Genomic DNA, 23,840 nt, shown 5'->3' with positions numbered 1-23,840 from the left:
GGCGGCCGAGTTGCCCCGATACGGTGGGCCGCGTGTCGATTTCCCCGCGGCGCTCCGCCGTCGCGCTCGCCGCACTGACCGCGCTGCTCGTCTCCGGGTGCTCGGACGGGCCGGACCGGCCCCGACCTGCCCCGTCGAGCCCGGCACCGTCGTCGGTCGCACCCGCGCCGAGTGAGCCGCCGGCCGCCGATCCGGCCGCCCGCGCGGCCGCGCTCGTCGGCACGCTGAGCGACGAGGACCTGGTCGGGCAGGTGCTGATGCCGTACGCCTACGGCAGCTCCGCCACCCAGGTGTCAGCCGCCTCGGCGGCCGGGAACCGGGCGCTCGCCGGCGTCGACACCCCCGCCGAGATGGTGGCGAAGTACCGGCTCGGCGGGGTGATCCTGGTCGGCTTCAGCGCCGACGACCCCACCTCGGGCAACCAGGCCACCACGAACGTGGACAACCCCAGGCAGGTCCGTGCGCTCACCGACGGACTGCGCGCCGCCGCCGGCAAGCTGCCCGCCGGTGCCGCGCCCTTCCTGATCGGCACCGACCAGGAGTACGGCGTGGTCACCCGGATCACCGACGGGGTGACGCTGCTGCCCAGCCCGCTCGCCGCCGGCGCCGCCGGGAACCCGGCGCTGACCGAGGCCGCCTGGCGGGCCGCCGGGGCCGAGCTGGCCGCCATGGGCGTCAACCTCGACTTCGCCCCGGTCGCCGACGTGCTGGCGACCCGCAGCGCGGTGATCGGCTCCCGGTCCTTCGGCGCCGACCCGGCGACCGCGTCCCCCCAGGTGGCGGGCGCGGTACGCGGCCTGCAGGCCGAGGGCGTCGGTGCCGCGGTCAAGCACTTCCCCGGACACGGCCTGAGCGCCGAGGACTCGCACACCGAACTACCAGTGATCAAGCAGTCCCGCGCCGAGCTGGACCGCCTCGCGTTCCCGCCGTTCCGCGCCGGCATCGGCGCCGGAGCCATGGCGGTGATGTCGGCCCACCTGGACGTCAAGGCGGTCGACCCGGGCACCCCTGCGACGTTCTCCCGCAAGCTGCTCACCGACGTGCTGCGCGGCCAGCTCGGCTTCCAGGGCGTGGTGATCACCGACGGGATGAACATGGCCCCGGCGAAGAAGTGGTCGCCGGGCGAGGCCGCCGTACGCGCGCTCGACGCCGGCAACGACCTCATCCTGATGACCCCGAACGTCACCCAGGCGTACGACGGGCTGCGCGCCGCGCTCAAGGACGGCTCGCTGCCCCGCGCCCGCCTGGTCGAGGCGGTCACCCGGGTGCTGACCATGAAGTTCCGGCTGGCCGGGCGGGACACCCCGGCGCTGTCCACGCTCGACGGCGCCGCCCACCGCAAGGCCGCCGACGACCTGGCCACCGCCGCCGTGACGGTGCTGCGCGGCAAGTGCGGCGGCGCGGTGAGCGGCCCGGTGAGCGTGACCTCCTCCGGTGGCCGGGAGCGCACCCGCAAGCTGCTGACCGAGGCGCTCACCGCCGCCGGGGTCAGGGTGGTGCCCTCCGGCGGCACGGTGGTGCACCTGGTCGGATACGGCGACGGCGCGAAGGACCTGAACGCCGACGCCGCCGTGACGGTGGCGATGGACACGCCGTACGTGCTGTCCGGGGCGAAGTCCCCGACGCTGATGGCGACCTACTCGTCCACCCGCGCCTCGATGACCGGGCTCGCCGCGGTGCTCGCCGGCAAGGCCCGCCCGGCGGGCCGCTCCCCGGTGCCGGTCGCCGGCCTGCCGGCCACCACCTGCCGCACCTGACCCGGCCGCCCGCCCGGATCGCGCCGAAACCCGGATGCGTCCGGGCGGCCCCGGCTGGCAGGGTGGCGCCCATGGGAGAGGCAGCACAGGGTTTCCGCTACGTCGAGCGCGCCGACGGCACGGTGGTCATCACGCATCACGGCCGGGTCGCCGGCACGTTGCGCGGCGGCCGGGCCGCGCAGTTCCTGGCCGAGGTCGGCGACGACCCGCAACTGACCATGGCCCGGTGGACCGGCAACTACCGGCGCGGCAACGAGCGGACCGCCCGGCAGCACCCCCGCAACCGCGGCTGAGGTGTAAGGAAGGGCCCCCTCTTAACGCCTGCGGTAGAGGAAGGGCCCCTTCTTAACACGGAGCTGTTAAGAAGGGGCCCTTCCTTACATCCGATCAGGGGCGGGTGAAGACCAGCGCCACGTTGTGCCCGCCGAAGCCGAACGCGTTGTTCAGCGCCGCCGGGATCTCCATGTGACGCGCCTTGTGCGCTGCCACGTCCAGGGTCAGGCCCTCGTCCGGGTCGTCCAGGTTGATCGTCGGCGGGATCACACCGTCCCGGATGGCCAGGATGGTGGCGATCGACTCCAGCGCGCCGGCCGCGCCGAGCAGGTGCCCGGTCATCGACTTCGTGGCGGTGAGCACCGGGTGGTCGCCGACCGCCTGACGCAGCGCGCCGATCTCCAGCATGTCCCCGACCGGGGTGGAGGTGGCGTGCGCGTTGACGTGCACGATGTCGGTACGGGCCACGTCCGAGTCGGCGACCGCCCGGGCGATGGCGCGGATGGCGCCCTCGCCCTCGGCGTGCGGCTGCACGATGTCGTACGCGTCCGAGGTGATCCCCGCGCCGGCCAGGCGCGCGTACACCCGGGCGCCCCGGGCGGCGGCGTGGTCGGCGCGCTCCAGGATCACCACGCCCGCGCCCTCACCGAGCACGAAGCCGTCGCGACCGGAGTCCCACGGCCGGGAGGCCCGCTCCGGCTCGTCGTTGCGGGTCGACATGGCCCGCATCGAGCTGAAGCCGGCGATCGGCAGCGGGTGGATGACCGCCTCGGTGCCGCCGGCCACCACCACGTCGGCCCGGCCGGCGCGGATGATGTCCAGGCCCAGCGCGATCGCCTCCGCGCCGGTCGCGCAGGCGCTGGCCACCGTGTGGACGCCGGCCTTGGCGCCCAGCTCCAGACCGACCCAGGCGGCCGGGCCGTTCGGCATCAGCATCGGGATGGTGTGCGGGGAGACCCGCCGCGGTCCGGACGCCTCCAGGATGTCGTCCTGGGCGAGCAGGGTGGTGGCGCCGCCGATGCCCGAGCCGACGCTCACCGCCAGGCGCTCCGGGTCCGGACCGGCCTCGTCCAGACCGGCGTCTGCCCACGCCTGCTTGGCGGCGATGATGGCGATCGCCTCCGAGCGGTCCAGCCGGCGCAGCTTCACCCGGTCCAGCACCTCGGACGGGTCGACCGCCAGCTCGGCGGCGATCCGGACGGGCAGTTGCGCGGCCCACTCCTGGGTGAGCGCACTCACCCCGGAGCGGCCGGCGAGCATGGCGTCCCAGGTCGACGCGACGTCCCCGCCGAGCGGGGTCGTCGCGCCGAGCCCGGTGACGACGACGTCGGGACGACTCATGATCAGGACTGCGCCTCGATGTAGCTGACCGCGTCCCCGACGGTCTTGAGGTTCTGCACCTCGTTGTCCGGGATCTTGACACCGAACTTCTCCTCGGCCGCCACCACGACCTCGACCATGGAGAGCGAGTCGACGTCGAGGTCGTCGGTGAAGGACTTCCCCTCGGCCACGTCGTCCGGGTTCACCCCGGCAACCTCTTCGAGGATCTCGGCGAGGCCGGCGGTGATCTCGTCACGGGTCATTGCGGTTGGTTCCTCTCATCGGGGGTTACCGGTGACCGGCGTCGCCGGTCACACACCTCGGCGCGTTCGCGCCCGAGGGGGTCTCAGGGGCAGCGCACGACCTGACCGGCGTAGGTCAGGCCGCCGCCGAAACCGAACAGCAGCACCGGGGCGCCCGAGGGCACCTCCCGCCGCTCGACCAGCTTCGACAGGGCCAGCGGGATGCTCGCCGCCGACGTGTTGCCGGACTCGACGATGTCCTTGGCGATGATCGCGTCCGGGATGTTCAGCCGCTTGGCGATGCCGTCGATGATCCGGGCGTTGGCCTGGTGCGGCACGAACGCGGCCAGCTCCGACGGGTCCACCCCGGCGCGCTCGCACGCCTGGAGCGCGAGCGGGGCCAGCGCAGTGGTGGCCCAGCGGAACACCGACTGCCCCTCCTGGCTGATGTAGGGCTGCCAGCCCTCGATCCGGACGGCGTCGCTCTTCTCCGGCGCGGAACCCCAGACCACCGGCCCGATCCCGGCCGGCTCGTCGTCGGCGGTCGCGCTGACCACCGCCGCTCCGGCGCCGTCGGCGAAGATGATGCAGGTCGAGCGGTCGGTCCAGTCGGTGAACTCGGAGAGCTTCTCCGCGCCGATGACGATCGCGTTGCGCGCCGCGCCGGCCCGGATCGCGTGGTCCACAGTGCCCAGCGCGTACGCGAAACCGGAGCAGGCGGTGTTGAGGTCGTACGCCCCGGGCGCGTTGATGCCCAGCTTGGCCGCGACCCGGCAGGCCACGTTGGGGCTGCGGTCCACGGACGTGCAGGTCGCCACCACGACCAGGTCGATGTCGGCGGCGGTCAGCCCGGCGTTGGCGAGCGCCTTACCTGCGGCGGCGGTGGCCATGTCGGCCACCGTCTCGTCGCCCGCGATCCGGCGGGTGACGATGCCGACCCGGTCCCGGATCCACTCGTCGTTGGTGTCGACCATCTGGGCGATCTCGTCGTTCGTGACGACGCGGGAGGGCTGGTAGTGCCCCATCGCGACGATCCGGCTGCCGGCCATTAGTGCGTTCCTCCGATACGGACGAGGGGCTGGCCCGGTGCGACCGGGTCGTCGTGCTGTGCGAGCCACTCGACGAGCGGCCCGTTGTCGTGTGCGGTCACCTCGACCGGCCCCCGGACGCCGGTGACGTGGCCGAGGACCTCACCGGCGCGTACCTCGGCGCCCTCGGCCGGTCCGGCCGACCGGTCGAGGCGGCCGGCGGCGGGGGAGACGACCACCCGGAACGGCGGCGCGGTCGGCCGGGCGGCGGGGCCGGCGTGCCGGGCGATCAGGCGGCGCGCGGCGGGCAGGTCGGCCGGGTTGTTCAGGGTGACGATCTCGGGTGCGCCCTCGCCCTTGAGTTCCCGCTTGACCAGCCCGGCCAGGGTGCCGGCCGGTGGCAGCTCGATCACGCCGGTGACGCCGAGGTCGGCCAGCGTGCGCACGCACAGGTCCCAGCGGACCGGCGCGGTCACCTGCCGGACCAGACGCCGCACCGTCTCGGGGCCGTGCGTGACCGGCGTGCCGTCGAGGTTGGACAGCAGGATCCGGGCCGGGGCGGAGGCCGGGACACCGGCGGCCACCGCGGCGAGAGCGGTCTCGGCCGGCGCCATGTACGGCGTGTGGAACGCGCCCGCGACCTGGAGCCGGATGACCCGGGTCCGGGCGGGCGGTTCGGCGGCGAGCTTGTCCAGCGCGTCGGCGGCGCCGGCGGCCACGACCTGACCGGCGCCGTTGCGGTTGGCCGGGTGCAGCCCGTGCGCCGTCAGCGCGGCGATCACCTCGTCCGGGTCACCGCCGAGCACGGCGGCCATCCCGGTCGGCTCCAGCGCGCAGGCGGCGGCCATCTCCCGTCCGCGTACGCTGGCGAGCGTCACGGCGGCCTCGGCGGGGAGCACCCCGGCCAGCGCGGCGGCGCCCAGCTCACCGACGCTGTGCCCGGCGACCAGCCCGACGTCGTGCATGGGCAGGTGCTCGGCGGCGAGCAGCGCGGCGGCGACCAGCAGCGGCTGGGTACGGGCCGTGTCCTTGATCTCGTCCGCGTCCGCCCGGGTGCCCAGGTGGATCAGGTCCACCCCGGCCAGCGCGGACCACCAGCGCAGACGCGCCTCGGCGCCGGGGAGGTCGAGCCACGGCGCGAGGAAGCCGGGCTTCTGCGAACCCTGTCCGGGAGAGAGTACGGCGAGCACGTGTACGACTCTGACGGATACCGGCGTGCCGCGCTGTAACGTACGGCACCAAACCGCACTAGAACCTTTAGAGGAAACCTACAAAGATCGTCGGTGATCATCGCCGGTCGGATACCGTCGGCACCACCGGGTCGAGGCGTCCCACTGTCAGCGCGACCTGCAACGCGAACGCGTCGCGCGGGGCCAGCGGCGAGAAGCCGGTCACCTCGGCGATCCGCTTCAGCCGGTAGCGCACGGTGTTCGGGTGCACGAACAGCGCCCGGGCCGCGCTCTCCAGCGTGCCGCCGGCGGCGAAGAACGCGTCGAGCGTCTCCAGCAGCTCGCCGCCGGAGCGGGCCAGTGCCGCGTACACGTCGTGACGCAACCGGCGGCGGGCCTCGGTGTCACCGGCCAGCGCGCGTTCCGGGAGCAGCTCGTCGGCGGCGACCGGGCACGGCGCGGTCGGCCAGGCCGGCGCGGCCCGGAACCCGGCCAGCGCCGCCCGCGCCGACTCGGTGGCCTCGTCCAGGCTGGGCACCGCCGGGCCGACCACCACCGGCCCCTCACCGAAGGCGGTACGCAGCTTCTCGGTGGCCGCCACCGGCTCGGCCGCCCCGCCCAGCACGATGACCAGGCGGTCGCCGTGCACGCCGCCGATCACCTCGACGCCGATCCGCCGGGCCTGTCGGTAGACGGTGTGCAGCACGGCCGCCACCTCGCCGCCGGGGGAGCGGCCCACCGCCACCGCCACCGGCGGCGCGTCCGTCCAGCCCAGGGCGGCGGCGCGGCTGGCCAGCACGTCCGGGGAGTCGCCCCGCAGCAGCGCGTCGACCAGCAGCGCCTGCAACCGGGCGTCCCAGGAGCCGCGGCTCTCGGCGGCCCGGGCGTAGACGCGCGCGGCGGCGAACGCGATCTCCCGGGAGAAGCGCAGCACCGCCTCCCGCAGCGACTGCTCCTCGCCCGGTACGGCCAGCTCCGACACCTGCTCCTCGACCACGTCGATGGTCACCTTGATCAGCGCCACGGTCTGCTGGAGGCTGATCGAGCGGGCCAGCGCCTGCGGCGCGGCGGCGAAGACCTCGTCCGACACCTCCTGGGTGCGGTCGGTCGCGCCGCCGCCCTGGCGCAGCCACTGCACCAGCGAGCGCACGCCGGCCTGGGCGACGAGCATGACCCAGGAGCGCTGGTCGGCGGGCAGCTCACGGAACCACGGCAGCGTCTCGTCCATCCGGGCCACGCTGGCGGTGGCCAGGCCGCCCGCCGCCCGCTCGACGCGGCGCAGCGTCGCCGACGTCTCCGTTCCGCCCGGTTCGCTCACCGCATCAGCGTGACACGGCGTGGCCAGCGGATCCACTTCGAGGTGACGCCTCGCCGCGGCGTGACGATCTCCACCGGTACGCGCTGACGATCTCGTCCGGCCGGGCCAGTACGGTGTCAGGGCACGCCGGGCCAGACTCCGGCCGGGCGGGCGAGGGCGACACGTGAAGGGGGCCGGGGATGGCGCAGGGGGAGGCCGAGCACGGTTGCGCCCAGGGTGAGGCCTGCCGGCGGGGTCACGACCAGCCGGCGACTGCCACGCATCCGCGCCGGCCGTGCCTGAACCACCAGGGGGAGCAGCCGGCCGGCCGGGTGCCGGAGCGTGCCGAGGACGAGCCGGGCGTGCCCCGGCAGCGGGCGGCGGAGCCGGCGCACCTGGCCGACGACGAGCCGGCCGACCGGAGCTGCCGCAGCGACCTGTCGGGCTGGGCGGGTGCCCACCGTCACGGCGCGGTACGCCCGCGCAACCGCACCGCACGCCGGGAGCGCCCGCCGCGCCGCTGGTGCTGACGCGCCGCCTGCCGGCGACCGGGTGCGGCCGGGCTCAGCGGGTGCGGCGGCGGACCAGCAGCGCGATGCCGGCCAGCCCGGCGGTGATGACGAGCACGATGCCCACGTTGAGCAGCAGCAGCCGCTGGAGTTCGCCGAGCGCGGTGTCGATGTTCTGCACCGGGTCGAGCGCCTCCTCCGGAAGCACCCGCTCGCCGCCGCCGATGCCCCCGGCGAGCGTGTCGAACTGCGCCGGCATCGGCACGCCGACCGAGCGCAGCGTCTCGGGCATGTTGAGCCGCCCGAAGAACCAGCCGGCCCGGGTGCTGCTCAGGTCCGGCTGCTTGCCCGGCCGGTAGATCCGGGGTCCGCCCTTGGCCAGCGGGAACAGGTCGTAGGTGCGCTGCGGGCCGGCGGCGGCGAGCACCACCACCGTGTACTTCGGACCGAGATCCTTCGCGGCCGGGCCGCGCAGCTGGCCCGTCGTGCCCAGCCACTTGACCTGGTCGATCACCAGGTTGACCTCGTTCGGGCTGGTGTCGGAACGCAGTTTCAGCGGCGCGTCGAGCCGCTCGCCGCTGATGTCGACACCGGTCGGGGCCGGCTTCGGCTTGGGCGCGGCCTGGGCCGCCGCCGTGCCGGCCAGGGCCAGCGTGCACGCCAGGGCCGCCACGCTCCCGGTCACGGCGCCAAGCAGCCGTCTCACCCTTCGGACCATCGCCGCCTCCTCGCCCCGTTCGATGGCTGGCTTCCGCTGCAGGTCACACTGGACCGGTGTCCACCACAAAGACTCCGCAGAACGGCGCTCGGTTGCAGCTGGTGGAAGAGTATTTGGAACTATCTGCGAGCTGAGACCGACCAATGAGCGGCCGATGATCATCGGCCGGATCCTACCCGGACGGAGGGAACCATGGGGGGCAGGGTCGCCCGTGTGGCACGTACCTGGGCGGTGGTGCTCGGGGTGGTGGCGGCGTTCGCGCTGCTGCCGGCCGCGCCGGCCGCCGCGCACAACTCGCTGACCGGCAGCGATCCGCGCGACGGGGCCCGGCTGACCGCCGCGCCGGAGCGGATCGAGCTGCGGTTCCTCGCCACGCCGAAGGAGGCCACGACCGAGGTCACAGTCACCGGCCCGGACAATGTGGCCGCGACCGGCGGCGCGCCGACCTTCTCCGGCAAGCGCGTGATCGTGCCGTTCCGGCCGGGCGCGGCCGGCCTCTACATCGTGACCTACCGGCTGGCCTCCGACGACGGCCACCCGATCAAGGGGGAGGTCCGGTTCACACTGACCACCGGCACCCCGGCGGAGGCGCCGTCGGCGAGCGCGACGCCCACGGAGACCGCCCCGACCGCGACGCCCACCGCCGTGCCCACCAGCGCCGCGCCGTCCCCGGCGAGCCCGACCCCGGCCGCCGCCGAGGCGGACGACGACGGGGGTACGGGCTGGCTGTGGGCGGCCGGCGCGGTGGTGGTGCTCGCCGCGCTCGGGGGCGGGCTGCTGCTACGCCGCCGCGCCGCCCGGCGCTGAGCGGCTCAGACCAGGCGTACGCGGGCGGCGCGCAGCCGGGTCAGCGTACGGTCGCGGCCGAGCACCTCCAGCGACTCGAACAGCGGCAGGCCGACGGTGCGTCCGGTGACCGCGACGCGCACCGGCGCCTGCGCCTTGCCCAGCTTCAGCCCGCGCTCCGCGCCGACCGCCTCCAGCGTGGCCTTCAGCGACTCGGCGTCCCAGGACTCCAGCGCCTCGAACGCGACGATCGCCGCGTCCAGCAGGTCGGCGGCGCCCTCCTTCATCGCCTTGGCCCAGGCCGCCTCGTCGATCAGCGGGTCGGCCAGGAACAGGAAGTCGACGTTCGGCACGATCTCGCTGAGCACCGCGATCCGGGTCTGCGCCAGCGGGGCCACCGCCGCGAACGCGGCCGGGTCGAACTCGTCGGGCTGCCACGGCGGCGGGGCGATGGTCCCGGTGCCGGTGAGCCACGGCCGGCACGCCCCGACGAAGTCCTCCACCGGCAGCGCCCGGATGTAGTCGCCGTTGAACGCGCGCAGCTTCTTCTCGTCGAAGAAAGCCGGGGACGGGTTCACCTCGTCGAGCCGGAACTCCTCCTCGATCACCGACCAGGGCACGATCTCCCGGTCGCCCGACGGCGCCCAGCCCAGCAGCATCAGGTAGTTGCGCATCGCGTCGGCGAGGTAGCCCTCGTCCCGGTACGCCTCCAGCGCGACCTTGTCCCGCCGCTTGGACAGCTTCTGCCGCTTCTCGTTCACCACCACCGGCACGTGCGCCCAGATCGGCGGCTTGACGCCGAGCGCGTCCCACAGCAGCTGCTGCTTCGGGGTGTTCGGCAGGTGCTCCTCGGCCCGGATCACGTGGGTGATCCCCATCGACATGTCGTCGACCACGTTCGCCAGCAGAAACACCGGGGAGCCGTCACCGCGGGCGATGACGAAGTCCTCGATCAGCTTGTTCTCGAACGTCGGCTCGCCGCGGACCAGGTCGACCACCACTGTCTCGCCCTCGTCGGGCGTACGGAAGCGCAGTGCCCGGCCCTCGCCCGGCGGAAGGCCGCGGTCGCGGCAGAAGCCGTCGTAGCCGCGCTGCTGCGGGCCGGTACGCGCCTGCACGTCCTCGCGGGTGCAGTCGCAGTAGTAGGCCCGGCCGCCCTCGTACAGCCGCTGCGCGGCGGCCCGGTGCTCGCCCGCGTACGAGGACTGGAAGTACGGGCCCTCGTAGCTGCCCCGGGTGATGCCGATCCAGTCGAGCGCGGACAGGATGCCCTCGGTCCACTCGGGCCGGTTACGTGCCGCGTCGGTGTCCTCGATGCGCAGCACGAACACCCCGCCCTGCTGCTTGGCGAAGATCCAGTTCTGCAGCGCCGAACGGGCGCCGCCGACGTGGAACATACCGGTCGGGGAAGGGGCGAAGCGTACACGTACCGTCACGCCCCCAGCCTACGGCGGACCGCCACCGAGTAAGGAAGGGCCCCTTCTTAACGTCTGCGGAGGTGAAGGGGCCCCTTCTTAACACGGGCGGCGGCCAGCGGACGTCACGGCACGGAGCGGATCTTCACGACCAGGGCGCTGCCGAGCAGGGTGACCGCCGCGGTGACCGCGTACAGCGTCGGGTAGCCGCCGAGGTGCACGACGATCGGCGCGGACAGCGCCGGCCCGAGGACCTGCGGCGCCGAGTTGGCGATGTTGATCACGCCGAGGTCCTTGGCCCGGTCGGTGGCGGCGGGCAGCACCTGGGTGATCAGCGCGGCGTCCACGGCCAGGTAGACGCCGTAGCCCGCGCCGAGCAGCAGCGCCGCCACGATCGCCATCGGCCAGGTCGGCGCCGCCGCGAGCAGCACCGCCGCCACCGCCATGATCAGGCCGGAGGTGATCACGAAGACCTTGCGCCGGCCGGAGCGGTCGGACAGCCGCCCGGCGACCACCGCGGTGAGCATCATGCCCAGCGTGTAGAGCAGGATCAGCACCAGCAGGGAGCCCTCGGGATCGGCCACCCGTACCCCGTCGGTGAGGAAGTAGAGCAGGTAGAGCGTGCCCAGCGCGTTGCCGGTCTGCACCAGGAACCGGGTGAACCACGCCCAGGCGAAGTCGGGGTGGCGGCGCGGGTTGATCCACATCGAGGCGAACAGCGAGCGCAGCCGCAGCGGTGAGCGGTGCTCCCGGGGCAGGTGGTCGTCCTTGGTCAGCAGCGCGAACGGCAGCGACAGCAGCAGCACGGCGAGCGCGATCGCCGCGTACCCGGCCGCGTTGCCGGTGACCACGGCGGTGACCAGCACCGCGCCGAGCACCAGACCCAGCGCCTGCGGGATGCCCACCCAGCCGGACACGCCGCCGCGCTGCGCCACCGGCACCCGGTCCGGGATCGCGGCGGTGAGGCTGGCAAGCATCGCGTTGAAGCAGACCTGCGCGGCGACCCAGGCCACCGCCACCCCGGCGATGGTGTTCTGCCGGGCCAGCAGCACCAGGGCGAGCGCGCCGATGACCGCGCCGAGCGCGGTCCAGACGTGCCGGCGGCCGAGGTGCCGGTTGGCCAGCCGCAGCGAGGTGCGGTCGGACAGCGCCCCGGCGAGCGGGTTCGCCAGCACCGCGGCGAGCGCGCCGAGGCCGGTGACCACCGCCAGCATGGCCTCCTTGTCGGCCGGGGCGATCCGTTCCACCTGCTGTGGCAGCAGCACCTGGATCGGGGTGAAGAACGCCATCCAGACGCCCAGGTTGGCCGCGAAGATCAGCGCGATCCAGCTCCGCCGTACCGGGACGGTCGGCTCGGCGAGCGCCGCCGGCAGCGAGGCCGGCGTCGGGTTCACAGTGGTCACCGCCGGACCAGATCCCGGAACCAGGTGTACGACGACTTCGGCGTCCGCCGCTGGGTGTCGAAGTCGACGTGCACCAGGCCGAACCGCTTGGTGAAGCCCTCGGCCCACTCCCAGTTGTCCAGCAGCGACCAGACGAAGTACCCGGTCACCGGCACGCCCCGGGCCATCGCCTGGTGCACCGCGCGGATGTGCCCGTCCAGGTACGCGATCCGCTCCGGGTCGTGTACCCGGCCGTCGGCGTCCGGCACGTCGTCGTACGCGCAGCCGCTCTCGGTGACCTGGATCGGCGGCAGCGCGTCGCCGTACCGCTCGTGCAGGTGGAGCAGCAGTTCGCGCAGGCCGTCCGGGGCCACCGGCCAGTCGAACGCGGTGCGCGGGTAGCCCTCCAGCGGCACGATCTCGAACGGCAGCGGCGAGTCCGCCTCCGGCGCCCGGATGCCGGTCGGGTTGTAGTAGTTGACGCCGAGCACGTCGATCGGGGCGGCGATCACGTCCAGGTCGCCGTCGCGGACCACTGCGGGCTCGGGGCCGAGCGCGTCCGGGTAGCCGCGTCCGAGCAGCGGATCGGTGAACAGCCGGTTGTGCAGCGCGTCGTACGCCGCCGCGGCGGCCCGGTCCGCGTCGGTGTCGCCGGCGAGCCGCACCGGTGAGTAGTTGTTGGCGATCGCCACCGGGGACGTGCTGCGGGCGCGCAGCGCGGCGACCGCGAGACCGTGCCCGAGGAGCTGGTGGTGGGCCACCGGGAAGGCGTCGAACAGCAGCGTGCGGCCGGGCGCGTGCTCGCCCACGCCGTGGCCGAGGCTCATGTGGATGAACGGCTCGTTGAGCGTGATCCAGAGCTTCACCCGGTCGCCGAGGCGGGCCGCGGTCAGGTCGGCGTACTCGGCGAAGCGGGCGGCGGTGTCCCGGTTGAGCCAGCCGCCGGCGTCCTCCAGTGCCTGTGGCAGGTCCCAGTGGAACAGCGTGGCGACCGGGTCCACGCCGGCGGCGAGCAGGCCGTCCACCAGCCGGTCGTAGAAGTCCAGCCCGGCGGCGTTGGCCGGGCCGGTGCCTGCCGGTTGGATCCGGGGCCAGGCGATCGAGAAGCGGTACGCGGACACCCCCAGCCCGGCCAGCAGCGCGGTGTCCTCGGCGTACCTGTGGTAGTGGTCGCATGCCTGGTCGCCGGTGCTGCCGTCGGCGATGCGGCCCGGGTCGTGGGCGAACGTGTCCCAGATGGACGGACCGCGCCCGTCGACTGTGGTCGCGCCCTCGATCTGGTACGCGGAGGTGGAGACCCCCCAGCGGAAGCCGGCGGGGAACTCGGGCATCGGCGCGGTCGTCAAGTCACCCTCCAGGAACATGAAGCGTGCTCGCGACTCTAGGGCTCCGCGGACTGCCGCGCCATAGGCCGTCATGGGTGGATGACGCAAGGGAGTTCGGCGTGTCTTTTCCGAACCCGTCCGCTTAAGTCCGATTTACACATAGAGTGCCAAATATCGCGGATGTGATTTAAGTGGGGGAAAGATACTCATGATCCTCGTGGAACGAAGCGCGCACGTGGCGGCGCCGGTGGATGTGGTCTGGGACGTCGTGCAGCGCGCCGAGCAGCTGCCGGCCTGGCTGGCGGGAGTCCGCGCGGCCGAGGTCCTGTCCGGGGAGGGATTCGGGCGGCGGCAGCTGGTCCAGGCCGGACGCGGCGCCGCGCACGAGGCCGAGGTGATCGCCTTCCAGGAGCCGACCCTGATCGGCTGGCGCGAACGCGCGAAGGGTGCCGGTGCCCGGGCCGAGGCGCGCACCGAGATCTACGTCCAGCTGACCCCGGACGAGGAGGGCGGCGGCACCGTCGTACGCCTGATCGTCGTGCGGTGGCCCGCCGGACCCGTCAAGGCGGCCCTGCTCCGGCTCGGCCTGCGCCGGGTCGGCGCCGACCTGGAGGACTCGCTGGCCCGGCTGACCGACCTGGCCGCCGTCGGCTGACCGAGCCCGTCCCGGCGTCGCCCGCGATGGTGACGGCCCGGCGTTCCCGCCAGGGACGCCGGGCCGTCGTCGTCTGTGCCCGAGGTGTTAAGAAGGGGCCCCTCCTCTACCGGAGGCGTTAAGAAGGGGCCCTTCCTTTCAGCTGTCGCCGCCGGTCTCGCCGACCGGGGCGGCGTTGACGTCGTCCAGCGCGTACTTGCGGGCCGCGTCGGCCGGCACGTGCGCCGGCACCACGCCGCGCAGCGCGAGCTGGCGCAGCGTGGCCACGGCCACCGACTCGGCGTCCACGTGGAAGTGGCGGCGCAGCGCGTGCCGCGTGTCCGACATGCCGAACCCGTCGGTGCCGAGCGAGGTGTAGTCCCCGGGTACCCAGCGGGCGATCAGGTCCGGCACCGCGCGCATCCAGTCGCTCACAGCGACCTTCGGCCCGTCGGCGTCGGCCAGCTTCCGCGCGATGTACGGCACCCGCGGCTCCTCGCCCGGGTTGAGCAGGTTGTGCTCCTCGCACTCGACCGCGTCGCGGCGCAGCTCGGTCCAGGACGTCACCGACCACACGTCGGCGGACACGCCCCAGTCCTCGGCGAGCAGCTGCTGGGCCTTGAGCGCCCACTGCATGCCGGTGCCGGAGGCGAGGATGTTCGCCTTCGGCGCGTCGTCGCCTACCTGCGGCGCGGGGGAGTAACGGTGGATGCCCTTGACGATGCCCTCGACGTCCACGCCCTCCGGCTCGGCCGGCTGGAAGATCGGCTCGTTGTAGACGGTGAGGTAGTAGAAGATGTTCTCCTGCGCCTCGCCGTACATCCGGTGCAGGCCGTTCTCCACGATGTGCGCCAGCTCGAAGGCGAACGCCGCGTCGTAGGAGACCACCGCCGGGTTGGTGGCGGCGAGCAGCAGCGAGTGGCCGTCCTCGTGCTGGAGGCCCTCACCGTTGAGCGTGGTCCGGCCGGCTGTCGCGCCGAGCACGAAGCCCCGCGCCATCTGGTCCGCCGCCGCCCAGAACCCGTCGCCGGTGCGCTGGAAGCCGAACATCGAGTAGAAGATGTACAGCGGGATCATCGGCTCGCCGTGGGTGGCGTACGCCGTGCCCGCGGCCGTGAACGAGGCCACCGACCCGGCCTCGTTGATCCCCTCGTGCAGGATCTGGCCGGTGGTCGACTCCTTGTAGGACAGGAACAGCTCCCGGTCCACCGAGGTGTAGCGCTGGCCGTGCGGCGAGTAGATCTTCTGGGTCGGGAACAGCGAGTCCATACCGAAGGTACGGGCCTCGTCCGGGATGATCGGCACCCAGCGCTTGCCGAACTCCTTGTCCTTCATGATGTCCTTGAGCAGGCGGACGAACGCCATCGTGGTGGCGACCTTCTGCTTGCCCGAGCCGCGCTTGACGTCGGAGAACCGCTCGGTGCCCGGGATGACCAGCGTCTTGTGCGCGGTGCTGCGGGTGGGCAGGTAGCCGCCGAGCTGCTGACGCCGGTCCTTCAGGTAGGCGATCTCGTCGGACTTCTCGCCCGGGGTGTAGTACGGCGGGAGGTACGGGTTCTCCTCCAGAGACTTGTCCGGGATGTCCAGGTAGAGGCGGTCGCGGAAGAGCTTCAGGTCCTCCAGCGTCAGCTTCTTCATCTGGTGCGTGGCGTTGCGGCCCTCGAAGTGCGAGCCGAGCGTCCAGCCCTTGATCGTCTTGGCGAGGATCACCGTCGGCTGGCCGGTGTGCTCCATCGCCGCCTTGTAGGCCGCGTAGAGCTTGCGGTAGTCGTGGCCACCCCGCTTGAGGTTCCAGATCTCGTCGTCGGACAGGTGCTCGACCATCTTGCGGGTCCGCGGGTCGCGGCCGAAGAAGTGCTCCCGCACGTACGCCCCGGACTCCGCCTTGTAGGTCTGGTAGTCACCGTCGGGCGTGGTGTTCATCAGGTTGACCAGCGCGCCGTCGGTGTCCGCGGCGAGCAGCGGATCCCACTCGCGGCCCCAGACCACCTTGATGACGTTCCAGCCGGCGCCCCGGAAGAACGCCTCCAGCTCCTGCATGACCTTGCCGTTGCCGCGGACCGGTCCGTCCAGGCGCTGGAGGTTGCAGTTGATCACGAAGGTGAGGTTGTCCAGCTCCTCGCGGGCGGCCACGCCGATCGCGCCGAGCGACTCGACCTCGTCCATCTCACCGTCGCCGAGGAACGCCCAGACGTGCTGCTGGGAGGTGTCCTTGATGCCGCGGTGCTGCAGGTAGCGGTTGAACCGCGCCTGGTAGATCGCGTTCAGCGGCCCGAGGCCCATGGAGACGGTGGGGAACTCCCAGAAGTCCGGCATCAGCCGGGGGTGCGGGTACGACGGCAGCCCGCCGCCGGGGTGCGACAGCTCCTGCCGGAAGCCGTCGAGCTGGCTCTCGCCGAGCCGGCCCTCCAGGAACGCCCGCGCGTACATGCCGGGGGAGGCGTGACCCTGGTAGAAGATATGGTCGCCGCCGCCCGGGTGGTTCTTGCCCCGGAAGAAGTGGTTGAAGCCCACCTCGTAGAGGGACGCCGAGCTGGCGAACGTGGAGATGTGCCCACCGACGCCGATCTCCGGGCGCTGCGCCCGGTGCACCAGCATCGCGGCGTTCCACCTGATGTACGCGCGCAGTCGCCGCTCGACGTGCTCGTCACCCGGGAACCACGGTTCGCGCTCCGGCGGGATCGTGTTGATGTAGTCGGTGGTGGTCAGGGACGGCACCCCGACCTGCCGCTCGCGGGCCCGCTCCAGCAGGCGCAGCATGACGTACCGGGCTCGCTTTGTCCCGCGCTCGTCGATGACACCGTCGAGTGACTCGACCCATTCGCTGGTCTCTTCAGGGTCGATGTCCGGAAGCTGGCTCGGCAGACCAGCGGTGATCACCGGGCGCTTGCGTTCCGTAGCCACAGGCGTTCCCTCGGTTTCGTGTGGGATAGGTCTCTAGCGCCATCCTGCCCTCTGTTGGCGCGTGTCGTCACCTCTCCCACCCCCAGACGCGACGCTGAACACAGGTACCCATCAGTAACTTTGCGCGATCACCGGATGCGCTAACGGCGGGTGGGGCGGCGAACCGGGCACTGCGGCAGAATGCGCCGTATGCGCAGTGAGGTGATCACCGTCCGGACCGGCTCCCGGCCGACCGTCCGGAACATCACGGGCGAGGCCGAGCGGTTCGTGTCCGGGGCCGGCGACGGCCTGCTGCACGTCTTCGTCCCGCACGCCACCGCCGGGCTGGCGATCGTCGAGACCGGCGCCGGGTCCGACGACGACCTGCTCCGGGCGCTCGACGACCTGCTCCCCACCGACGACAGGTGGCGGCACCGGCACGGCTCACCCGGGCACGGCCGCGACCACGTGCTGCCGGCGTTCGTGCCGCCGTACGCGACGCTGCCGGTGCTCGGCGGGCGGCTCCAGCTCGGCACCTGGCAGTCGATCTGCCTGGTCGACACCAACGGCGACAACCCCGACCGTCAGGTGCGCTTCTCGTTCCTGGCCGGCTGACCGGCCGGACCGGGCGCGCGACGCCCGGCCCGGCCGCGCCGTCACGGGCGGACCGTCTCCGCCTCCACCGTCTGCCGGCCCCGGTCGACGCCGGGGGGCGGCGGTGCGCGCCGCGGCCGGCGGCCGGTCGTACGTCAGGTTCAGCCCGGGTACGCGGTCCTCGATCACGAACGTGGCCCGGGTGTACGCGGGCGCGTCCGGCCGGCTCACGTACGGCAGCACGTCGAAGCCGGCGGTCAGCTCGGTCGGGGTGATCGTGGTGCGGACGTACCCCCGAAGGTTGTTCTGGAAGCGCAGGTGCGGGTTGAACGCCAGCCACGGGTGCGAGCCGGTCGGCGGGTACGTCGGGACAGAGCCACGGTTTCCTCCCCGGAGTCCGGTTCGTCGACTCCCGGCAGCCTCACGGACGTCGATGGCCGGAAGGTGACGCGCGGACGACCGGCCGGGAATTCCCGCCGAACAGCGCTTCATGATCGGCAATCGGTTGCACGAGGTGCCTGACCGTTCGGCTGATCGAAGATCGACTCGCCCATACGATGATCGGATGGCGCGATCCACCGTTCCCATCGTCCGTGACCGGGCGGACCTGGCCGGGGAGACAGTGCGCCGGATCCTGCGCGTCGCCGCCGCGATGCGGCACCACCAGGACGAGGGGATCGCGGCACTGGGCCTCACCCCGGCGGTCGCCCGGGCGCTGCACGAGCTGGACCCGGACCGCCCGCTCCCGGCCCGTGACCTCGCCGAGCAGCTCGGCTGCGACAGGTCCAACGTCACCGGCCTGGCCGACAAGCTGGAGCAGGCCGGGCTGGTGGAACGGCGTACCGACCCGGCCGACCGGCGGCAGAAGGCGCTCGTGGTCACCGGGCGGGGGCGGCAGGTACGCGACCGGGTCCGCCAGGTGATGTCGGACTCCCGACTCCTCGACGCCCTGAGCACCGACGAACTGGCCACACTGCGGGACCTGGTGCTGAAGGTCTCCGACGGAGGCTGCCCGCAGGAGTGTGGCCAGGTCTGAGCCACACCGGGCGGAACGTGTCCGAGTGGGCGAGGCGGGCCCGAGTCGGTAATGCTGTCCGCGTGAGCACCCCGCACGATCTCGACGACCGGCTCCGAGCCGAACTGGCCGCGCTCGGGGCGCCCGACCAGCGGCGCGACCTGGGCGAACCGCTGCCCGACGGCGGGCCGTTGACCGGGGCGCAGGCGCTGGCCCTGTTCGACGCGCAGCTGACCAGCCGGCTGCTCGACCTGGCCGGGCGGTGGCTGTCGGGCTTCGGTGAGGGGTACTTCACTGTCGAGTCGGCCGGTCACGAGGGCGACGCCGCGGTAGCAGCCGCGCTGCGGCCGACCGATCCCGCGCTGCTGCACGCCCGCTCCGGCGCGTTCTACTGCCTGCGCGCCGCCCAGGCCGCCGGCGCCTTCCCCGCCGCCCCCACCCCACCGGACCGGCCGCCTGCGACCGACGCCGACGCCGACGCCGGGGAGGCGGAGGCGGGGAGCCTTCCCGTGGGCGCCGGGATCGTCGTGGACGCGGACGGGGACGCGACTGTCGTCGTACCCGATCTGCCGCAGCCCGCGCCCGACGACGCCTTCGCGGCGGCGGCGCGCGACGTGCTGCGCGGCATCGTCGCGTCCGCCGAGGAACCCGCCGCCGGCGGGCGGGCGAAGGTCTTCGGCCGCGCGGACCTGGCGGTCGTGCCGACCACCTCGGCCGCCGGTTCGCACCTGCCGCGCGCCGTCGGCCTGGGGCTCGCGCTGGAGCGGCTGCGCCGCGGCGCGCGGCCCGCCGACGGCGAGGCCGGGGCGGCGCCCTGGCCCGCCGACGCCGTGGTGGTCTGCGCCTTCGACGACGCCGCTGTCGACCACGCCTCGGCCACCGCCGCGCTGAACACGACCGGCTGGTACGACCACACCGGCCTGCGCATCCCGGTGCTGTTCGTCTGCGCGGACAGCGGCGCCTCCGCCGAGGGCTGGGTGGCCGCCACGCTGCGGGCCCGGCCCGGCATCAGGTACTTCGCCGCCGACGCCACGGACGTGGTCGCGACCCACCGGGTCGCGGCGGAGGCGGCGGAGTGGGTACGCCGGCAGCGCCGGCCCGCCGTGCTGCACCTGAGCGCGGTCCGGCTGATGGCACAGGGTGACGGCGACGCGGCCCGCGACCCGCTGCTGGCCACCGCGCGGCTGCTGGTGACCTCCGGGTACGCCGGTGGCGAGGAACTGCTCGCCCGCTACGACGAGCGGGGCTGGCAGCTGCGCCGCGTCGCCGAGGAGGTGCTGGACGAGCCGAAGCTCGCGTCCCCGGTCGAGATCGTGCGGGAGCTGGCGCCGCGCCGGCCGGTGCGGGTGTCCCGCGCGGTCGCCGAGGCGGCGGAACACGCGGCCGGGCCGGGCGCCGGGGCGCGGGCGGAGGCCTTCGGCGGCAAGCCGCCGGAGCTGACCGGCCCGCTGACGCTGGCGCAGAGCATCAACGCCGCGCTCGCCGACGGCATGCTCGACCACCCCGGGACGGCTGTGTTCGGCCACGAGGTCGCCGCACAGGGCGGGGTGTACGGCGTGACCGAGGGGCTGCGGGACCGGTTCGGGGCGGCGCGCGTGTTCGACACGCTGCCGGACGAGACCTCGATCCTCGGGCTCGGGCTGGGCGCCGGGCTGGCCGGTCTGCTGCCGGTGCCCGAGATCCGCCACCTCACGCTGCTGCACGGTGCCGAGGACCAGCTCCGCGGCGAGGCGGCCACCATGCGGTTCCTGTCGCGGGGCGCGTTCCGCAACCCGATGGTGGTGCGGGTGCCCGGCCTGGCGAGCCCGGAAGGACTCGGCGGCCACGACCGCAACGACGACTCGCTGGGGGCGCTGCGGGACGTACCGGGGCTGGTGGTGGCCGTGCCGGCCCGGCCGGACGACGCCGCGCCGATGCTGCGGACCTGCCTGGCGGCGGCCCGGGTGGACGGCGGCGTCTGCGTGTTCGTGGAGCCGATCGCGCTCTACCACGTGCGTGACCTGTACACGGACGGTGACGACGAGTGGGCCGCCGAGTACGCCGAGCCGGGCGCCTGGGCGGACCGGCACGTGCCGATCGGGCGGGCCCGCGTCTACGGGATCGGCTCCGCCGAGGATCTCACCATCATCACGTTCGGTAACGGAGTGCGGATGTCGCTGCGCGCCGCCGCCACGCTCGCCGAGGAGGGCGTGGGCAGCCGGGTGGTGGACCTGCGCTGGCTGGCCCCGCTGCCGGTGGCCGACATCATCAGGGAGTCCTCGGCGACCGGCCGGGTGCTGGTGGTGGACGAGACGCGGCGAACCGGCGGGGTGGGCGAGGGCGTGCTGTCCGCGCTCGTCGACACCGGGTACGTGGGCGCCGCACGCCGCGTAGCCGCACTTGACTCGTTTGTACCATTAGGTCCGGCTGCCCGTCAGGTGCTGGTCTCCGCGGAGGCCATCACCCAGGGTGCCCGTACGCTGCTGGCACGGTAAATTCCGTTCCACCCGGTGCGCCACTTGCGCGGCGAGCCGCAACTGTGTGGACTGAGCCCGACGGTGTCACCCGACGCCACGAGCAGGGATAGATGAGGAGGCACTCGACAGTGAGCGCGACCGCTGGCCAGGCCGACGGGGTACGCAGCCTGGCGGACCGGTTCGGTATCGAGCCGGGCATGGTCGTCATGGAGATGGGCTACGACGACGACGTCGACACCGATCTCCGGGACGCCCTGACCGACCGCTGTGGCGAACTCGTCGACGAGGACACCGACGAGGTGGTCGACGCGGTTCTGGTCTGGCACCGCGACGGCGACGGTGACCTGTTCGAGCTCCTCGTCGACGCCCTCGGGCCGCTCGCGGACAACGGCGTGGTCTGGCTCCTGACCCCGAAGGCCGGCCGCGACGGTCACGTCGAGCCGAGCGAGGTCGCGGAGAGCGCGCAGACGGCCGGGCTCCAGCAGACCTCCACCGTCAACGCCGGCCGCGACTGGAGCGGGGCACGCCTCGTCATGCGTCGCGGATCAAAGAGCAAGAAGTAGGGCGGCGCCGCACACCCGGCGACCGCGGTCGCCGGGTGTGGCAGGCTGATCATCTCCAGACCCGATCCCCGAGGGAGCACGCATGCCCATCGAGGTTGGCGCCGAGGCGCCCGACTTCCTGCTCAAGGACCAGAACAACCAGGAGGTCCGGCTCTCCGACCTCCGCGGTCGCAAGACCGTGCTGCTGGTCTTCTACCCGCTCGCCTTCACCGGCATCTGCCAGGGCGAGCTGTGCGAGGTGCGGGACAACCTCAACGAGTACGTCAACGACGACGTCCAGGTGCTGACGGTCAGCGTCGACTCCGTGTACGCCCACAAGATCTGGGCCGACCGGGAGGGCTACCAGTTCCCGCTGCTGTCCGACTTCTGGCCGCACGGCGCGGTGGCGCAGGCGTACGGCGTCTTCAACGACGTCGCGGGCATCGCCAACCGGGGCACCTTCGTCATCGACAAGGCCGGCGTGGTCCGGTTCGCCGAGATGAACATGCCCGGCGAGGCGCGCGACCAGCAGGGCTGGCGCAAGGCGCTGGCCGAGGCCGTCGCCGCCTGAGTCCCGCACCCCAGGCACGTCGTTTCGCGGGGCCGGAGGCGGGCAGGTAAGCTGGCCGCTCCGGCCCGCCGTACGGGCGTTCCGGGCGCGTAGCTCAGTGGGAGAGCACTCGCCTTACAAGCGAGGGGTCGCAGGTTCGAAACCTGCCGCGCCCACCATCCTGCTCGGGAAGCGAAACGGGCACCGACGCGGAGGGTGAACACCGCGCCGGTGCCCGGTTCGATCGGATCTTGACGGCGTTCCGGGCCGGTCAGCCCCGAGACGCCGCCGCCGTCACCAGCGGATGCCGACGACGGACGGCCCGGCCGGACCGGAGACCGTCGCGTTCAGGGTGCCCTTCGGCGCGTTGTAGCAGACCCAGGAGCGGACGCCTCCGGCGGCCGGGAACGTGGTGCTGCACTTGTAGCCGTTCGGCCCGTTGATGCCCCAGATCGCGGTCCCCGTGCCGCCGGTGTCGGCGTCGATCGACACCGTGCCGCCGGGGAAGCCGTACCCACTCGTCTGGCAGGTGGCGCCGGTGCAGTTGGCGCTACTGCCGGCGGCGAGTGCCACCTGCGGGAACGCGCCGACCGCCAGGGACACCGCGGCAACCACCGAACCGGCGCGGACAAACGTCTTTCGCACAGAATCTCCTTAGTGAGAGGGCGATCGAGAATTGTCAGTCGAGTTCAGTGCGGCTCTTCACCAGCGCAGGCCGACCGCACTGGGCCCGGACGGCCCGGACACACTTGCGGCGTAGACGCCCGCCGGAGCGTTGCGGCAGACATAGGACCGGACCCCGCCGGAAGCCGGAAAACTGCCACTGCACTTGAAGTTGTTCGGGCCGCTTACCACGAACACTCCGGTCCCGCTACCCGAAACGTCCACGTCAACGGAGATCGTGCCTCCCGGGAAGTCCGCGACGCCGACGCTGCACTTGTTGGCGGTGCAGTTCGAACTTCCGCCGCCGGCGAGCGCGGCCTGCGGAAACAGTGCCACCCCCGCAACCGCGATCGCACCGATGACGCCCGCACGCACTGATCTTTTCCGCATGTGGCTCCTCTCCCCCGATTCCTGATCGACGATGACCGTCGATCATGCAACGTCGTCGATGCTAACAACGATTTCGGTGAATGCGGCACGAAGAATCATGAAAAGTATTTCCACCTTCGGGAAATTCGATTTGTTCCCTGCTCAGGACACGGTTCCGGAACTTGGAAACACCTGGGCCCGGAGTAAGTATGAACATTGAGTAATTTCTATTGTGATCAAGGGGCCTGAGCGAGTAGGCAGAGGCCTGTCGGCCACGCCTCGGGGTAGCTCTGCGCGAGTTTCGGAAGCGGCGTGGCCTGTCGCTTCGGTCACCGCACCGCCGCTTCGCCGGGTGGACCCGGGAGGCCGGTCCGCCGGAGCGGTGACCGCTCAGCCGCGCCGCTCCCGTAGCCGCCGCCGGAACCGCATCCACTCGGCCGGTACGACGAGGCAGCCCGCCACCGTGGGTGGCACGGTCACCAGGAAGTCCGGCCACCGCCAGATCGGCGCGTCCGCCTCCCGCAGGTGGGTGGGGTGCCGTGGGTCGTACCGGACCGCTATCACGTCGCCGGCGGCCGGCCGGTGCACCGGGTTCTCCAGGATCGCCGTCGTGCCCACCGGTCCCGAGACGTAGACGACGTTCAGGGACTTGCTCCGCCCCTCGTGGTTGGCGCGCACCACCTGCGCCTCGCCGACCCGGCCCCGGGCCTCCAGCATGCGGTTCTCCCACACCTGCCACCCGACGAAGGTCATGAAGAGCGCGGTGAACAGGGACGTGACGAGCAGCCAGAGGCCGGCTGTCAGCACGGTCGCGCCCTCGCCCCGCAGCAGGCCGAGGACGACCTCCTCGTAGCGCGAGGGGCGGCCGGCAGGGGCATCGTCCGCTCCGTCGACAGCCATCCTGCCGCTCCTT

23 protein-coding genes and 1 tRNA gene are annotated in these 23,840 nt (G+C 72.8%); 11 read left to right on the top strand and 13 right to left on the bottom strand.

From position 1 onward, the window contains the following. Window positions 1–32 precede the first annotated feature (32 nt). Together O7622_RS26130 and O7622_RS26125 are read left to right on the top strand one after the other, a co-directional pair. Window positions 33–1,757, top strand: a complete 1,725-nt coding sequence (locus O7622_RS26130; protein ID WP_282310792.1) for a glycoside hydrolase family 3 protein — start codon at window positions 33–35, stop codon at window positions 1,755–1,757. Window positions 1,758–1,828: 71 nt separating this feature from the next. After that, window positions 1,829–2,050 (top strand): hypothetical protein, encoded by a 222-nt coding sequence (locus O7622_RS26125; RefSeq protein ID WP_091421374.1) that lies wholly within the window; start codon window positions 1,829–1,831, stop codon window positions 2,048–2,050. Between the two features lie 94 nt (window positions 2,051–2,144). On the opposite strand, the gene fabF is transcribed toward O7622_RS26125, so the two are convergent. The 5 genes from fabF to O7622_RS26100 all read right to left on the bottom strand — a co-directional run bounded on the left by fabF (window position 2,145) and on the right by O7622_RS26100 (window position 7,143). Further along, window positions 2,145–3,371: a beta-ketoacyl-ACP synthase II gene (gene fabF, locus O7622_RS26120; protein ID WP_282310791.1), complete on the bottom strand. Its 1,227-nt coding sequence runs from the start codon at window positions 3,369–3,371 to the stop codon at window positions 2,145–2,147. A 2-nt stretch (window positions 3,372–3,373) separates the two neighbouring features. After that, window positions 3,374–3,613: an acyl carrier protein gene (locus tag O7622_RS26115; RefSeq protein WP_007072348.1), complete on the bottom strand. Its 240-nt coding sequence runs from the start codon at window positions 3,611–3,613 to the stop codon at window positions 3,374–3,376. 83 nt (window positions 3,614–3,696) lie between these two features. After that, window positions 3,697–4,641 carry a beta-ketoacyl-ACP synthase III gene (locus O7622_RS26110; protein WP_282310790.1) on the bottom strand — a complete coding sequence of 315 codons (945 nt, stop codon included), beginning with the start codon at window positions 4,639–4,641 and terminating at the stop codon, window positions 3,697–3,699. After that, window positions 4,641–5,810: an acyltransferase domain-containing protein gene (locus tag O7622_RS26105; protein ID WP_282310789.1), complete on the bottom strand. Its 1,170-nt coding sequence runs from the start codon at window positions 5,808–5,810 to the stop codon at window positions 4,641–4,643. Before O7622_RS26105 ends, O7622_RS26110 begins: the two co-directional genes overlap by 1 nt. Window positions 5,811–5,907: 97 nt before the next feature. After that, entirely contained in the window at window positions 5,908–7,143 is a 1,236-nt protein-coding gene (locus O7622_RS26100; protein ID WP_282310788.1) for a helix-turn-helix domain-containing protein, read from the bottom strand. 143 nt (window positions 7,144–7,286) lie between these two features. Here O7622_RS26100 and O7622_RS26095 point away from each other — a divergent pair, with 143 nt between their 5' ends. Then, window positions 7,287–7,616 carry a hypothetical protein gene (locus O7622_RS26095; RefSeq protein WP_282310787.1) on the top strand — a complete coding sequence of 110 codons (330 nt, stop codon included), beginning with the start codon at window positions 7,287–7,289 and terminating at the stop codon, window positions 7,614–7,616. 34 nt (window positions 7,617–7,650) lie between these two features. Here O7622_RS26095 and O7622_RS26090 read toward each other — a convergent pair whose 3' ends face one another. Beyond that, window positions 7,651–8,313 carry a hypothetical protein gene (locus O7622_RS26090; RefSeq protein ID WP_282310786.1) on the bottom strand — a complete coding sequence of 221 codons (663 nt, stop codon included), beginning with the start codon at window positions 8,311–8,313 and terminating at the stop codon, window positions 7,651–7,653. Between the two features lie 213 nt (window positions 8,314–8,526). Here O7622_RS26090 and O7622_RS26085 point away from each other — a divergent pair, with 213 nt between their 5' ends. Further along, window positions 8,527–9,120: a copper resistance CopC family protein gene (locus O7622_RS26085; RefSeq protein ID WP_282310785.1), complete on the top strand. Its 594-nt coding sequence runs from the start codon at window positions 8,527–8,529 to the stop codon at window positions 9,118–9,120. Between the two features lie 5 nt (window positions 9,121–9,125). Here O7622_RS26085 and gltX read toward each other — a convergent pair whose 3' ends face one another. The 3 genes from gltX to O7622_RS26070 all read right to left on the bottom strand — a co-directional run bounded on the left by gltX (window position 9,126) and on the right by O7622_RS26070 (window position 13,227). Further along, window positions 9,126–10,535 (bottom strand): glutamate--tRNA ligase, encoded by a 1,410-nt coding sequence (gene gltX, locus O7622_RS26080; RefSeq protein WP_282310784.1) that lies wholly within the window; start codon window positions 10,533–10,535, stop codon window positions 9,126–9,128. A gap of 104 nt (window positions 10,536–10,639) precedes the next feature. After that, window positions 10,640–11,917 (bottom strand): MFS transporter, encoded by a 1,278-nt coding sequence (locus O7622_RS26075; protein ID WP_282310783.1) that lies wholly within the window; start codon window positions 11,915–11,917, stop codon window positions 10,640–10,642. Beyond that, window positions 11,914–13,227 (bottom strand): GH1 family beta-glucosidase, encoded by a 1,314-nt coding sequence (locus tag O7622_RS26070; RefSeq protein ID WP_282314231.1) that lies wholly within the window; start codon window positions 13,225–13,227, stop codon window positions 11,914–11,916. Before O7622_RS26070 ends, O7622_RS26075 begins: the two co-directional genes overlap by 4 nt. A 202-nt stretch (window positions 13,228–13,429) precedes the next feature. On the opposite strand from O7622_RS26070, the gene O7622_RS26065 reads away from it, so the two are divergent. Next, window positions 13,430–13,876, top strand: coding sequence for an SRPBCC domain-containing protein (locus tag O7622_RS26065; protein ID WP_013287829.1), 447 nt, complete (start codon window positions 13,430–13,432; stop codon window positions 13,874–13,876). Window positions 13,877–14,014: 138 nt separating this feature from the next. Here O7622_RS26065 and aceE read toward each other — a convergent pair whose 3' ends face one another. Beyond that, complete coding sequence (aceE, locus tag O7622_RS26060) at window positions 14,015–16,759, bottom strand: pyruvate dehydrogenase (acetyl-transferring), homodimeric type (protein ID WP_348774041.1); 2,745 nt, start codon at window positions 16,757–16,759, stop codon at window positions 14,015–14,017. Window positions 16,760–16,948: 189 nt separating this feature from the next. Between aceE and O7622_RS26055 the strand changes: the two genes are divergently transcribed. The 6 genes from O7622_RS26055 (at window position 16,949) to O7622_RS26030 (ending at window position 22,074) form a co-directional block, all read left to right on the top strand. Then, entirely contained in the window at window positions 16,949–17,353 is a 405-nt protein-coding gene (locus O7622_RS26055) for a YjbQ family protein (RefSeq protein WP_282310782.1), read from the top strand. Between the two features lie 544 nt (window positions 17,354–17,897). After that, entirely contained in the window at window positions 17,898–18,368 is a 471-nt protein-coding gene (locus tag O7622_RS26050) for a MarR family transcriptional regulator (RefSeq protein WP_282310781.1), read from the top strand. Between the two features lie 62 nt (window positions 18,369–18,430). Further along, entirely contained in the window at window positions 18,431–20,821 is a 2,391-nt protein-coding gene (locus O7622_RS26045; protein WP_282310780.1) for a transketolase C-terminal domain-containing protein, read from the top strand. A 110-nt stretch (window positions 20,822–20,931) separates the two neighbouring features. Further along, window positions 20,932–21,366: a DUF3052 domain-containing protein gene (locus O7622_RS26040; RefSeq protein ID WP_269704715.1), complete on the top strand. Its 435-nt coding sequence runs from the start codon at window positions 20,932–20,934 to the stop codon at window positions 21,364–21,366. 82 nt (window positions 21,367–21,448) lie between these two features. After that, window positions 21,449–21,916, top strand: a complete 468-nt coding sequence (locus O7622_RS26035) for a peroxiredoxin (RefSeq protein ID WP_120568631.1) — start codon at window positions 21,449–21,451, stop codon at window positions 21,914–21,916. 83 nt (window positions 21,917–21,999) lie between these two features. Further along, window positions 22,000–22,074, top strand: a tRNA-Val gene (locus tag O7622_RS26030). Between the two features lie 115 nt (window positions 22,075–22,189). Here the strand turns inward: O7622_RS26030 and O7622_RS26025 are convergent. From O7622_RS26025 to O7622_RS26015, 3 genes are all read right to left on the bottom strand, one after another. Continuing rightward, on the bottom strand, window positions 22,190–22,540 hold the full coding sequence (locus O7622_RS26025; RefSeq protein ID WP_282310779.1) for a hypothetical protein: 351 nt from the start codon (window positions 22,538–22,540) through the stop codon (window positions 22,190–22,192). Window positions 22,541–22,597: 57 nt separating this feature from the next. After that, entirely contained in the window at window positions 22,598–22,894 is a 297-nt protein-coding gene (locus O7622_RS26020) for a hypothetical protein (protein WP_282310778.1), read from the bottom strand. Between the two features lie 423 nt (window positions 22,895–23,317). Next, on the bottom strand, window positions 23,318–23,827 hold the full coding sequence (locus O7622_RS26015; RefSeq protein ID WP_282310777.1) for a DUF3592 domain-containing protein: 510 nt from the start codon (window positions 23,825–23,827) through the stop codon (window positions 23,318–23,320). Window positions 23,828–23,840: the final 13 nt, after the last annotated feature.

Origin of the sequence: Micromonospora sp. WMMD1076 (assembly GCF_029581475.1) — a bacterium.
In the GTDB taxonomy this organism is placed as follows: domain Bacteria; phylum Actinomycetota; class Actinomycetes; order Mycobacteriales; family Micromonosporaceae; genus Micromonospora; species Micromonospora aurantiaca.
The sequence above is the reverse complement of the archived record's forward strand: the minus strand, read 5'-3'. Positions and strand labels throughout refer to the sequence as shown.